The organism is Nocardia sp. NPDC059236, assembly GCF_042754085.1.
Lineage (GTDB): Bacteria > Actinomycetota > Actinomycetes > Mycobacteriales > Mycobacteriaceae > Nocardia.
The window spans coordinates 243,957-256,147 of the sequence record NZ_JBHZAF010000002.1 but is presented as its reverse complement, the minus strand read 5'-3'; the positions used below and the strand labels follow the sequence as shown (position 1 = coordinate 256,147).

The 12,191-nt window shown below is 69.7% G+C and carries 11 protein-coding genes; 10 read left to right on the top strand and 1 reads right to left on the bottom strand.

Annotated features, from left to right (window positions below):
- Nucleotides 1-10 precede the first annotated feature (10 nt).
- From ACFXIV_RS06285 to ACFXIV_RS06270, 4 genes are read left to right on the top strand one after another with little or no spacing between them, the layout of a single operon-like run.
- The gene (locus tag ACFXIV_RS06285) at nt 11-1,471 is read left to right on the top strand and encodes a polyketide synthase (RefSeq protein ID WP_379398076.1); all 1,461 of its coding nucleotides are present in this window, start codon (nt 11-13) and stop codon (nt 1,469-1,471) included.
- 52 nt (nt 1,472-1,523) lie between these two features.
- Nucleotides 1,524-2,333: an acyl-CoA thioesterase domain-containing protein gene (locus ACFXIV_RS06280; protein ID WP_379421220.1), complete on the top strand. Its 810-nt coding sequence runs from the start codon at nt 1,524-1,526 to the stop codon at nt 2,331-2,333.
- Nucleotides 2,334-2,352: 19 nt separating this feature from the next.
- Complete coding sequence (locus ACFXIV_RS06275) at nt 2,353-3,546, top strand: acyl-CoA dehydrogenase family protein (RefSeq protein WP_379398072.1); 1,194 nt, start codon at nt 2,353-2,355, stop codon at nt 3,544-3,546.
- A gap of 26 nt (nt 3,547-3,572) precedes the next feature.
- Nucleotides 3,573-4,697: an acyl-CoA dehydrogenase family protein gene (locus ACFXIV_RS06270; protein WP_379398070.1), complete on the top strand. Its 1,125-nt coding sequence runs from the start codon at nt 3,573-3,575 to the stop codon at nt 4,695-4,697.
- A 60-nt stretch (nt 4,698-4,757) separates the two neighbouring features.
- Here the strand turns inward: ACFXIV_RS06270 and ACFXIV_RS06265 are convergent, their stop codons facing one another.
- Nucleotides 4,758-6,656, bottom strand: coding sequence for an alpha/beta fold hydrolase (locus ACFXIV_RS06265; RefSeq protein ID WP_379398068.1), 1,899 nt, complete (start codon nt 6,654-6,656; stop codon nt 4,758-4,760).
- 342 nt (nt 6,657-6,998) lie between these two features.
- Here ACFXIV_RS06265 and ACFXIV_RS06260 point away from each other — a divergent pair, with 342 nt between their 5' ends.
- The 6 genes from ACFXIV_RS06260 to ACFXIV_RS06235 all read left to right on the top strand — a co-directional run bounded on the left by ACFXIV_RS06260 (nt 6,999) and on the right by ACFXIV_RS06235 (nt 12,151).
- A complete protein-coding gene (locus ACFXIV_RS06260) occupies nt 6,999-8,126 on the top strand; it encodes a cytochrome P450 (RefSeq protein WP_379398066.1) in 1,128 nt (375 codons plus the stop codon).
- Nucleotides 8,126-9,067, top strand: coding sequence for a 3-oxoacyl-ACP synthase III family protein (locus ACFXIV_RS06255; protein WP_379398065.1), 942 nt, complete (start codon nt 8,126-8,128; stop codon nt 9,065-9,067). Before ACFXIV_RS06260 ends, ACFXIV_RS06255 begins: the two co-directional genes overlap by 1 nt.
- Nucleotides 9,068-9,092: 25 nt before the next feature.
- Nucleotides 9,093-9,830, top strand: coding sequence for an SDR family NAD(P)-dependent oxidoreductase (locus ACFXIV_RS06250; RefSeq protein WP_354831106.1), 738 nt, complete (start codon nt 9,093-9,095; stop codon nt 9,828-9,830).
- The gene (locus ACFXIV_RS06245) at nt 9,821-10,291 is read left to right on the top strand and encodes a nitroreductase/quinone reductase family protein (protein WP_379398063.1); all 471 of its coding nucleotides are present in this window, start codon (nt 9,821-9,823) and stop codon (nt 10,289-10,291) included. The genes ACFXIV_RS06250 and ACFXIV_RS06245 overlap by 10 nt, the downstream gene beginning before the upstream one ends.
- The gene (locus tag ACFXIV_RS06240) at nt 10,288-11,100 is read left to right on the top strand and encodes a class I SAM-dependent methyltransferase (RefSeq protein WP_379398061.1); all 813 of its coding nucleotides are present in this window, start codon (nt 10,288-10,290) and stop codon (nt 11,098-11,100) included. Before ACFXIV_RS06245 ends, ACFXIV_RS06240 begins: the two co-directional genes overlap by 4 nt.
- Nucleotides 11,101-11,179: 79 nt before the next feature.
- Nucleotides 11,180-12,151: an oxidoreductase gene (locus tag ACFXIV_RS06235; RefSeq protein WP_379398258.1), complete on the top strand. Its 972-nt coding sequence runs from the start codon at nt 11,180-11,182 to the stop codon at nt 12,149-12,151.
- Nucleotides 12,152-12,191 lie beyond the last annotated feature (40 nt).

Here is a 12,191-nt window from a genome sequence, read left to right as displayed (position 1 = left end):
AGGCACTCCCATGGACAATCCGAATTCGAGCGAGGCTCTGACCGCGGCCCTGCGCCGTGCCACCCGGACCATCAAGCAGCTGCGCGAGCAATCGGCGGGGCAGAGCCCCGGCGGGCCCATCGCGGTCGTCGGCGTGGGCCTGCGGCTGGCCGGCGGCATCGCCGATCTCGACGGCTACTGGGCGGCGCTGCGGGAAGGGCGCAGCCTGATCACCGAGATGCCCGCGCATCGGCGCTGGCCCTTCGAGGACGAATGGGACTTCCTGCCCACGCGAGGCAGTTTCATCGGCGACGCCCTCGACTTCGATCCCGCCTTCTTCGGGCTCAGCCCGCGCGCGGCCCAGGCCATGGACCCGCAGCACCGCATGCTGCTGGAGGTGACCTGGGAAGCCCTGGCGCACGCCGGAATGCGGCCCGACCGGGAGCTGCCGGAGTCGGTGGGCACCTTCGTGGGCATCGCCGGCCGCCAGGACTACGCCGCCTGGGAGCCGCCGCAGGTCGATCCGCACTGGGCGCTGGGCATCGGCCACGGCTTCGCGGCGGGACGCATCGCCTATCACTTCGGATTCACCGGTGCCGCGACAGCTTTCGACAGCGCGTGCTCCTCCTCGCTGGTCGCCATCCATCACGCGGTCGCCGCCCTGCGGCGCGGCGAATCCGAGATCGCGCTGGCGGGCGGGGTGAGCCTGATGCTGGCCCCCGGGTCCACCGCGGTCATCCAGCAGACCGGAGCCCTCGCACCCGACGGGCTGTGCAAGACCTTCGACGCCCGTGCCAACGGCTATGTGCGAGGCGAAGGCTGCGCCGTGCTGGTGCTGAAGCGCCTGGCCGACGCGGAACGCGACAATGACCGGGTGCTCGGGGTCATCCACGGCACCGCCGTCAACCAGGACGGCCGCTCCTCCGGTTTCACCGCACCCAACGCGGTCGCCCAGCGCCGGGTGATCGAGGCGGCCCTGGCCGACGCCGGGTGCAAACCCGAGGAGATCGGGTTGGTCGAAGCACACGGCACCGGCACCTCACTCGGCGATCCCATCGAGGTCAGCGCCATTGTCGCCGCGCTGGGCTCCCGCAATGGCGGCAAATCGCTGCACGTGGGCTCGGCGAAGACCAATGTCGGTCACCTGGAGGCCGCCGCCGGTGTGGTCGGGCTCGTCAAGGCGCTGTTGTGCATTCGTGAGCGCACGGTGCCGCCACTGGCCCACTTCCAGACCTTGAATCCGCGAATCGACCTGGAGGGCACCGACGTTCGGATCTCGGGTCAGAGCGCCGCCTGGGCGCTCGCGGAGTCCGGCCCGCTCGCCGGGGTGAGTTCGTTCGGCGCCATCGGCACCAATGCGCACGCGATCGTCGGACCCGCGCCGGAGACCACCGCCGCGTTCCCACCCGGGGGAGATATCCCTCGGCCCGCGTGGAACCGCGGACCCTGCGTCCCGGCGTTCCTCGGTGCGGCCCCACCTGTCCGGAGCTGAAACACGGTTCTACTCACCATAATTCGACACTCTTTGGGGGTAATGCACAGTGGTGGCATTCTTCGACATGGTCGGCGGTCGCTACGCCCCGACCGAGATCGCGGCCAGTCCGTGGGCGCCGAACCAGGTGAGCGGCACCGCGGTGTCCGGACTCCTGGCGCGCGAGGCCGAAACACACAGTCCCGGCGGCGCATTCCTGCCCGGGCGGTTCACCGTGGATCTGTTCCGGCCCGTCCTCGCCGAACCGATCGAGCTGCGCAGCGAGGTGGTCCGCGACGGCCGCCGCGTGCGGGTGGTCGACGTCTCGGCCGTGCAGCAGGACCAGGTGCGGGTGCGCGCGACGCTCATGTATCTGGCTGCCGGAGAACCGGCGCCGGGGGAGGTCTGGCAGCCGGTGCGGCAGTTACCGGTACCCGAGCCGAGCGCAGAGTGGCACCCGCTGCGGTTCAAGTCGGGTGCGCTCGACTGGACCGGCGACTTCCTCACCGGCCAGAACAGTGAGCGCAAATGTATGTGGCACGACATGGCGCCGCTGGTCGAGGGCGAGCCCAATTCGCCGTTCCAGCTGGCCGCCTATGTCGCCGACACCACCAATATGGTGTGCAACTGGGGTACCGCGGGCATCGGCTACATCAATTGCGATGTGACCCTGGCACTCTCGCGCCTGCCCGCGGGGCCCGAGGTGGGGTTGCAGGCACAGGACCAGGTCACCGGCGACGGTGTCGCGATCGCCACGGCCACCCTGTACGACCGGACCGGCCCGTTGGGCGTCTCCGTCGCCACCACCATCTCGAATGTGCGCCGGGCGGTGGATCCGGCCGCCTTCGCGGCCGAGGCATTCTCGGCGCCGCACCCACAGTGAACCCCGGGGAGGAACCGTCATGCGGATTGCGTACACGCCGCAACAAGAGGAACTACGTGCCGAACTGCGGGACTATTTCGCTCGCCTGATGACCGACGAGCGGCGCACCGCGCTGGCCGCGCCGACCGGCGAATACGGCGAGGGTGACGTCTACCGTGAGGTCATCGCGGAGATGGGCCGCGACGGGTGGCTCGCACTGGGCTGGCCGGAGGAGTACGGCGGCCGGGGCGGCTCGGTCATGGATCAGCTGATCTTCACCGACGAGGCCGCCGTGGCCACCGTCCCGGTGCCGTTCCTGACCATCAATACGGTCGCGCCGACCATCATGTACTACGGCACCGACGAGCAGAAGCAGTTCTTCCTGCCCAGGATCGCCGCCGGTGAATTGCACTTCTCCATCGGCTATTCCGAGCCCGGCGCGGGCACCGACCTGGCCTCGCTGCGCACCTCCGCGGTCCGCGACGGCGACGACTGGGTGATCAACGGGCAGAAGATGTGGACCTCCCTGATCAGCTACGCCGACTACGTCTGGCTGGCGGCGCGCACCGACCCGGACGCCGAGAAGCACAGCGGCATGTCGATGTTCATCGTGCCGACCACCGCCGAGGGCTTCTCGTGGACACCGGTGCACACCATGGCCGGGCCCGATACCAGCGCCACCTACTACCAGGACGTCCGAGTCGGGCAGTCGGCGATGGTGGGACCGGAGAACGGCGGCTGGGGGCTGATCACCAACCAGCTCAACCACGAGCGCGTCGCGCTGAGCGGGGCCGGGCACCTGATGATGGCGCTCCGCGAAACCATCGAATGGGCGAAGAAGACCAAGGCGGCCAATGGTATTCGTGTCATCGACCAGGAGTGGGTGCAGCTGAACCTGGCGCGGGTGCACGCCAAGGTCGAGTACATGAAGCTGCTGAACCTGGAGATCGCCTCGCGCGCCGACGCCGGCGGTGACGCCGCGCCGCGCCCGTGGGACGCCTCCGGCCTGAAGGTGTACGGCACCGAGTTCGCCACCGAGGCCTACCGGCTGCTCATGGAGGTGCTCGGCCCCAACGCGCACCTCTGCCAGGACTCGGCGGGGGTGGAGCTGTTCGGCGTGCTCGAACGGCTGCATCGCGCCAGCCTCATCATGACCTTCGGCGGCGGCACCAATGAGATCCAGCGCGACATCATCGCCATGTTCGCCCTGCGACTGCCGCCCGCCACCCGCTGACCACACCCGAAAGGCCGGTAATCATCATGGATTTCACTCCGACCGAGGCCCAGCGGGATCTCGCCCGCCTGACCGGTGAGGTCTGCGCGAAGCTGGTCACTCCCGACCGGCTGCGCGAACTCGACAAGCACCTCGACGCCGCCGGTGACCGCACTGTGCGTTTCGACCGGCAGCTGTGGAACGCACTCGCCGAGACCGGTGTGCTGGCCGCCGCGCTGCCGGAGTCCGTGGGCGGCAGCGACTTCGGCGTCCTGGAACAGACCGCCGTTCTGCGCGAGCTGGGCAAGGCCCTGGCCCCCGTGCCCTACCTGTGGTCCATCGTGCTGAGCGCGGCCGCCCTCGCCGAATTCGGTACCGCGACCCAGCGGGACCTCGCCGCGCGGGCCGCCACCGGCGAGATCATCCTGACCGTGGCCCTCAGCGAAGCCCGGAACTGGGAGCCCACCGCACCGGTCACCACGGCGGCCGAGGACGCGGGCTGGACGCTGAACGGCGCCAAGACCACCGTGCCGTTCGCGCGCCAGGCCGATCGTATCCTGGTGCCCGCCAGCGTATCCGGGACGGTCGCCCTGTTCCTGGTCGATCCGTCGGCGGCCGGCGTCACGGTCACCGAGCAGATCACCACCGATCGCAGTCCCGAATACGCGGTCGAATTCGATTCCGCACCGGCGGAACCGGTGGGTACGGTGGCGGGCGGCGCCGAGATCCTGCACCGGCTGCTGGACCGCGCCTGGCTGGGGCTGGCCGCGCAGCAGCTGGGCACCCTCGAACAGGGGCTGGAGCTGGTGGTGGCGTATGCCCGCGAGCGTGAGCAGTTCAATCGCAAGATCGGCAGCTTCCAGGCCGTGGCCCAGCGCCTGGCCGACGCCTACATCGACGTCCAGGGCGTCCGGCTCGCGGTGACGCAGGCGGCCTGGCGGCTGGCCGAGGGCCTGCCCGCCGCGGCCGAGGTCCACACCGCCAAGTTCTGGGCCGCCGACGCGGGCCACCGCGTCGCCCACACCGTGGTACACGTGCACGGTGGCGTCGGTATCGACCGCGACCATATCGTGAACCAGTACTTCACCGCCGCCAAGCACAACGAGTTCGCCCTCGGCGGCGCCACCGACCACCTGCGCGCACTGGGTGCGGCGATGGCGGCCGGCCTCTAGCGGGAGAGACCGGCGTGATCCCGGAGCTCCGCGATCACGCCGGTCCGTTCGCCGCCGATGTCACTGTCGCACAGCCGCAGTGCCGGTTCGCGCGGTGATGCTCGCACCGTAGCGCCGGGTCTCGTTCTCGATCTGGCGGGGAGTCGCCGAGCGGGCCAGCGCGATTCGGGCCCCGCTCACCAGCGCCGCGCCCGTCGCGGCGAATACCTGCGGATCCGACAGTGCACCAGCGCAATACAGCGTGTCCCGATAGTCGATGCCGATGGCGGCCACCGTGCCGTACGCGCTGAGGGCCCACTGCCGATTGGTGATCCGCTCGACCGTCGGAGTGGGCGCCGCGACGTCGACCGCGAGGAAGGCGAGGTCGTCGGCGGTTCCGGGATTCGGGGTGTACCAGTCGGGTAGGCGCACGGTCCGGACGTCGATGGCATCCAGATCGGTTGCCTGGTCCGCCAGGGCGTTCCGGCTGCCGCGTGCGCCGTCATCGCCGAGCACCAGTAGTCGATGGTCGTGCTTCCCGACGCGGTCGATGTCCGACTGGCCGGCGATGATGGTGCCGATACCGGTGGCCGCTACGGCCGCGGCCAGATTCTCGTCCGCGGGCAGCAGCACCGCCACCGCGCCGAGCCGCGACAGGGCCGCCATCGCGATCAGGGCGCCCGGTCGCATCCCCATCACCACGCCCACCTGATCGGCGGGCTCCACACCCACCGCGATGAGGGCCCGCACCACCGCGTCGATACGGGCGTTCACCGCGGCCTCGGTGCGCATCCGGCCCGCATAGAGCAGGCAGTCACGCGAGGAGGTGCGCGCACCCCAGGCCGATCCCGGCGAAATCCTGGTGCCCAGCAGCAGCTTTCCGGGGCGCACGGGCCGGGGCGGGGCGAACAGCGCCCGCTGGGCCCGGCTCCGCGGCCGGGGCGGCCGCGGTGTCGCCTCGGGCATGTCGACGATCTGCTCGGGGCGCGGCCCCTGGCCGCCGTGCCAGTGCAGCCAGTCCGCGATGGCGGGCCAGGTCGTCCGCACCGCGACGCCGCCCGCGACCATCTTGTAGTGCCCGGCGTCGACACCGACCTCGTACACGGGCGCACTGCGCGCCGCGTGCCGGATGCCGCGCACCGAGGCGGCGGGCGCGAGCTGATCCTTCGACCCGACGATCCCGAGAATCGGGCAGGTCAGCTCGCCCAGGCTGTGCACCTGCTCGCCGACCACGAACCCCCCGGAGTACAGGCGGTTCCCGATCGCGAACTGCCGCAGCAGATCCGAGGCCGCCGGACCCGGGTAGCCGATGCGGCCCTCACCCGCCATGAACCGGCGGCGGCGTTCCTCGGCGGGGGACAGGCGCGGTGCGGAGCGGTGGCGCAGGGTGTGCACGCGATTGCGCACCGCGTTCACCGGATCGACCAGATCCCACCAGGTCTTCAGGATGGAGTCGGTGATATTGCTGCCCTCGCGCACCGTTTCGGCCAGGAAGTTCGCGATGCGCGGGCCGAACGGGAGCCCGGCGGCCGTCCAGTCCACCATGCTGCCGATCCCGACCATGCTCGCGATCCCCTCGCCGCACCGGTGTGCCGCGGCCAGGTAGCCGAACATGCCGCCCTGGCAGTAGCCGACCAGGTGCACCGCGTCGCCGGTGTGGTCACGCATGGTGTCGACGGCGGCGGCCACCGCCAGGACGTGATCGTCCAGGGTCCGTTCCCAGCCGTTCTCTTCCGTTGCCGGAGAGCCGAAGTCGAGGACCCACGGATCGATTCCGGCCCGATGCAGCAGCGCCACCGCCCCGGTCTCGGTGTCCAGGTCGAAGACCTCGGCGGTCATCATGAGCGGCGGTACCAGCAGGGCGGCCGGGCCCGCCGCCGGTTGCTCCGGAAAGTAGCGGCGCAACCGGTACATTGGCCGGCCTTCGAGCACGGCGAACGGGCTGGTGACGGGATCGGGTGCACTCCCGACGAATTCCATTGCACTCCCCACAAATGAAACGTGCCCTAGTCAAAAATTCGACGTGAGTCCATATGCGTTTGGTCACAGCGGATTTGCCGACTGAAGCCCTGCATCGAGTTCTAGAACAAGTTACAGTGCGAAGGAGTCGATGGGGTGGGTTCATGGACGTTGAAAGTCACTGAGACGCAATTGATCTGCGCATTGTCGCGCGGCAACCGGAAACAGTTCGGCCGTGAAACAGATTGGCGGAGAAGCACAGTCATACGCTCCGCCGATGGGAGGGGTTCTATGGATATGCTGCGGTGTCCCGTACACAGATACCCGTCGGAGACAACGAGATCACTGGGCCTGGACCCGGTCATGGACGAGGTCCGCGAATCCGGCGGCATCGCGCGGGTGCAGTACCCGTACGGCGATGCGGCCTGGCTCGTCACCGGCTACGAGGATGTGCGAACCGTCTATTCGCAGAAGGCGTTCAGCCGCACCGGAATGTCCCAGGACACCGCGCCGCGGCTCACCGCCGGACTGCTGCTGCAGGGCGGCATCGGCAGTCTCGACGACAGCATCCACACCAAACTGCGCCGCGTCATCGGGCGGGAACTGACCGCTGGGCGGATGGCCGCGCTGCGCACCACCGCCGAGGCCCTCATGACGCGGCGGCTGGCCGAGCTCGAGCCGTCGGCGGCCGCGGACTACGTATCCGGTGTCGCCAAACCGTTTTCGCTGAATGTGCTCGGAGAGCTGGTCGGCATTCCCGAAGCCGAGCAACCCGAGGTGGCCAACTGGGTGAGCGCGCTGCTCACCGACGCCTCCGTGGCCGACGCCGGCGCGCGCGGCGCGGACGCCGCGCTGCAGGATCTCGGCAAATACGTGCTGCGGCTCATCGCCGACCGGAAGGCCGCGCCCACCGGGGATTTCGTCTCCGATCTGGTCCGCCACGGCGACGATCTGGCGAAATGGGAGCTGGTGACCGTCGTCTTCGCCCTCATCGTGGGCGGCTACGAATCCTCGGCCCACATGCTGAGCAAGCTCGTGCTGCGCCTGCTGCTCAGCCCGGACCTGTGTTCCGAGCTGCGGGCGCATCCGGACCGGATCCCGGGTGCGGTCGACGAGCTGCTGCGCACCATCGCCCTGGCCGGTGGTGAAGGACTGCCCTGGCGGGTCCGCGAGCCCATCCGGCTCGGCGGGGTGGACCTGGTGCCCGGTGACTACGTCGTCCCGGCCATCGGCGCCGCCAATCTGGACCCGGCCGTCTACACCGATCCCGAACGCATCGACCCGGCACGATCGGCCAAGCCCCACCTGGCGTTCGGTTACGGCACGCGCTACTGCCTGGGCTCCCAGATCGCCCGCATGGAACTCGAGGTCGGTATCGGCACGCTGCTGCGGGACTACCCCGGCGCCCGGCTCGCGGTCGCACCCGAGCAGGTGCGCTGGCACAGCGGGTCGGCGGTCTGGCAGCTGGCCGAACTACCGGTGTGCCTGTGATGGCGGTCGGAATCCTGCGCACCGGCGCCTACGTGCCGCCCGCCGAGATCGGCAATGCCACCATCGCGGCCTGGGCGGACACCACACCGGAGTGGGTGGGCGAACGCACCGGCATCGACACCCGCCGCTACGCCGGCACGGAGACGGCCACCTCCGATCTGGCCCACCGGGCCGCTCTCGATCTGCTCGGGCCGCGGGAGACCTGGCCGCGGATCGGCAGTGTCATCGTCGCCACCTCGACCGGGGATCAGCCGCAGCCCGCGACAGCCGCTGCGCTGCAACACAAATTGGGGCTCAGCGGCATACCCGCCTTCGATCTGAACTCGGTCTGCGTCGGCTACCTCTTCGCCCTGACCGTCGCCGCCGGACTGCTGGAACGCGAGGGAGAGGGGGCGGACCCGGCGCTGGTGGTCGGGGCCGACATCTATTCGCGGATCATGAACCGCGCCGACCGCAAGACCGTGAGCCTGTTCGGTGACGGCGCGGGCGCGACCCTGGTCGGACCGGTGCCGCCGGGCTACGGGCTGCACGCGAGCCGCCTGGTCACCAATGGCGAACTGCGTTCTCTCGTGGAGGTTCCCGCGGGCGAGCGGCTGTTCCGGATGGACGGCCGCGCGGTCCGCGACTACGTGCTCACCATGCTGCCCAAACTCATCGCGGAGGCGCTGGCGGAATCCGGCTTCACGCTCGCCGAGATGGACCGGATCATCCTGCACCAGGCCAACACCCGGCTGCTGGAGACCTGTATCCGGGAACTCGGCGTGGATCCCGCCCGGGTGCCGCTGACCGCTCCCCGCTACGGGAACACCGGCGCGGCCTCCATTCCCATCACCCTGCACAGCACCCATCTCGAACGTCCGCTGCAACGCGGTGAGCGCATTCTGCTGGCCGGCGTCGGCGGCGGCATGAGCGCCGGGGCGGCGGTCCTGACGTGGTATTGACCCGAACGAAATCGGAGGACTCCTGATGCGGCTCGAAGGAAAGGCCGCCGTCGTCACCGGCGGCACCCGAGGGCTCGGCTTCGCGATCGCGAAAGCGTTTCTCGCGGAAGGCGCGTCGGTCATGTGCTCGGCGCGCACGGCCGGGGACTACCAGCTCCTCAAGGAGGAATACCCGGACCGCTGCCTGTTCCATCCGGCCGATGTCGCCGATCCGGCGGCGGTCGAGCAGTTGATGGCCGCGGCCGCGGAATCGCTGTCCGGACTGGACGTGGTGGTCGCCAATGCCGGCGTGAGCCGGGACGGGCGGATCGAACAGCTCGCCCCGCACGACTGGGACGCCATGGTCGCCACCAACCTGACCGGCACCTTCCTGTGCACCCGCGCGGCCGTGCCGCACCTGCGGGAACGCGGCGGCGTGATCATCAATATGTCCTCGTCCATGGCGAGCCGGATAGCGGTCGGCGCGGCCGGCTACAGCGCCACCAAGGCCGCCATCGAAATGTTCACCCGCACCAGCGCAATCGAACTGGGGCAGTACGGAATCCGGGTCAACGCCCTCTCACCCGGCATTCTCGACGCCGGCATGGGCGGCCGGCTGGCGGACAACGACCGGGTCTGGGCCGCCTACCGCAAGCGGTTCGCCCTGGGCCGGGCCGGGCGGGTCGAGGAGGCCGCGCAGGCGGCCGTGTTCCTCGCCTCCGACGACGCCTCCTACGTCAACGGGGCGATTCTCGATGTCAACGGAGGTTTGATGTGGGCCTGACCGACCAGCGCAACAATCCGTTCAGCGAGCCCGAGCAGGCCAAGCTGGTGGAGCTCGGGCGCAAGCATGTGATGGGCATGGAATACACCGACGCCGACGAGGTCTGGATCAGCTCGGGCATGGAGCATCTGCTGCTGCAGACCGTCGGACGGCGGAGCGGGAAGACCCACAAGGTGGCGCTGCCGTTCTGGGTCGATGCGGCGGGACACCGCATCGTCGTCGCCTCCTTCATCGGGGCGCCACGGCATCCGGCCTGGTACTGGAACCTCACCGACACCGCGGCCAATGCCGAGGTGCGGGTGAAGCTGCGCGCGGCCGAGCTCCGGGCGCGTCCCCAGATCCTCGAAGATCCCGAGTACCAGGAGGTTTGGGACGCCTTGACGACCGACCGCGAGTTCTACCGCGACTATCAGTCCCGGACCGAACGCCGGATACCGCTGGTCCGATTGCGCGAACTGTGAGCGAGGCGAATGCGGCTGCGCTGCAGGGCGTTCCGGTGACCGCGCTGTGGACACTGTGGAGCCGGGCGTCCGAATCCGCCCGGACCGATTCGGACTTCAGCGATTTCCGTGCCGAGGAACTGTGCCGGTCGATCTACTTCGACTACCGGACCTTCGGCAGGCCCGCCCAGACCCAGGTGCTGCGCGCCCGCACCATCGACGCGGAAATCGGACGCTTCCACTGCAACTCGCCCGGCGGCACCGTGGTCGCCCTCGGCGAGGGGCTGCAGACGACCTACTGGCGGCTCGGCACGCCGGACCTGAACTGGATCTCGGTGGACCTGCCGGAGATGATCGCCCTGCGTGAGCAGCTGCTGCCGGAGGAGCCACGGGTCCGCGCGGTCGCCGCGTCGGCGCTGGACCGGTCCTGGTTCGATCTGGTCGGCGCCGGGGACGTGCTCATCACGGCCGAGGGCCTGTTCATGTACCTGCAGCCGGATGAGGTGTACGCACTGATCGGCGATATGGCACAGCGGTTTCCGGGCGCGAGCGTCATCTTCGACGTCTTGCCGCCGGGCCTGACCGAGCGCACGCTGAACGGGACCAAGCTGGCCCGAGGATCGGACTATGTATTGCCGCCTATGCCCTTCGGCCTGACCGTCGCCCAGACCCGAGCGCTGTCGCAGCAGATCCCGGGTGTCTCCGGCTACCAGGAGCTTCCGATGCTCCCCGGACGCGGCTGGTGTTCACCGGTGATGCTCGGCCTGCAGCGCAGGCTGCCGCTGGTCCGGAACCACCGCCATCTGATCGCGCGGCTCACCTTCGCGTAGGGGCCGCGGCTCGGCGCGGCTGCGGCCCACCGGTGACCGGGTTAAGGTCACAGAGTTGAGTGAAACCCGACCGGTCAGGATGCAGCACGTGGAGAACAAGAAGGCACCGTGGACCGCCGCCGACATCCCGAATCTGCAGGGGCGCACCGCCATTGTGACGGGGGCCAGTGCCGGGCTGGGGTTGGAGACCGCGCTGCGGCTCGCCGAACACGGCGCCCGGGTGGTCCTCGCCTGCCGCAATGCCGACAAGGCCGCGGCCGCGGCGGAAACCATCCGCCGGACCGCGCCGGACGCCGACTTGCCGTTCGTGGAACTGGATCTGACGTCGCTGAAATCGGTCCAGCGGGCCGCGGCACGGCTGCACGACGACTTCGGGCAGATCGACCTGCTGGTGAACAATGCGGGCACGCTGAGCCGGGACCGGACCGTCACCGAGGACGGGTTCGAAACCACCTTCGGCACAAACCATCTGGGCCCGTTCGCACTCACCGGACTCCTGCTCGATCTGCTGCACGCGGCGCCGCAGGCCCGCGTCGTCACGGTCACCAGCGGGGTCCCCGCGCAGAAGGGCACCTGGCTCGACCTCGACGACCTCACCTACGAGCGGCGCACCTACAAGGCCTACCCCGCCTACGCGCAGTCCAAGCAGGCCAACGCCAGCTTCGCATTCGAACTGCAGCGACAGCTCAACGGCACCGGCAGCCGGCTGATCTCGGTGCTGGCCCACCCGGGCGCCGCCGAATCCGACTTCGCCCAGAACCTCGGTCCCGCGGTCGCCTTCCTGTCCCGGCCCTCGCTGCGCTGGGTGTTCCGGATCGTCATGCAGACCGTCGAGATGGGTGCGCTGCCGAGCCTGCGCGCCGCCACCGACCCCGGCGTGCGCGGCGGTGACTTCTACGGCCCCACCGGCTCGACCAAGGGCTACCCGGTGCCGAACGCGGCCGGGGAGCGCACCCGCGATCCCGAGCTGGCGGCCCAGCTGTGGGCCGAATCCGAACGGCTCACCGGAGTCACCTACCGGTTCGATCTACTCGACGACGCGGCGGACTAGGCCCGATACGCCGAACGCCCCCTGAAATCCTCAGGGGGCG

Excerpts from the sequence above, each read along its gene's own strand:
- ACFXIV_RS06285 (WP_379398076.1), top strand. The coding sequence starts at position 11 with ATGGACAATCCGAATTCGAGCGAGGCTCTGACCGCGGCCCTGCGCCGT.
- ACFXIV_RS06275 (WP_379398072.1), top strand. The coding sequence starts at position 2,353 with ATGCGGATTGCGTACACGCCGCAACAAGAGGAACTACGTGCCGAACTG.
- ACFXIV_RS06270 (WP_379398070.1), top strand. The coding sequence starts at position 3,573 with ATGGATTTCACTCCGACCGAGGCCCAGCGGGATCTCGCCCGCCTGACC.
- ACFXIV_RS06265 (WP_379398068.1), bottom strand. The coding sequence starts at position 6,656 with ATGGAATTCGTCGGGAGTGCACCCGATCCCGTCACCAGCCCGTTCGCC.
- ACFXIV_RS06260 (WP_379398066.1), top strand. The coding sequence starts at position 6,999 with ATGGACGAGGTCCGCGAATCCGGCGGCATCGCGCGGGTGCAGTACCCG.
- ACFXIV_RS06255 (WP_379398065.1), top strand. The coding sequence starts at position 8,126 with ATGGCGGTCGGAATCCTGCGCACCGGCGCCTACGTGCCGCCCGCCGAG.
- ACFXIV_RS06250 (WP_354831106.1), top strand. The coding sequence starts at position 9,093 with ATGCGGCTCGAAGGAAAGGCCGCCGTCGTCACCGGCGGCACCCGAGGG.
- ACFXIV_RS06235 (WP_379398258.1), top strand. The coding sequence starts at position 11,180 with ATGCAGCACGTGGAGAACAAGAAGGCACCGTGGACCGCCGCCGACATC.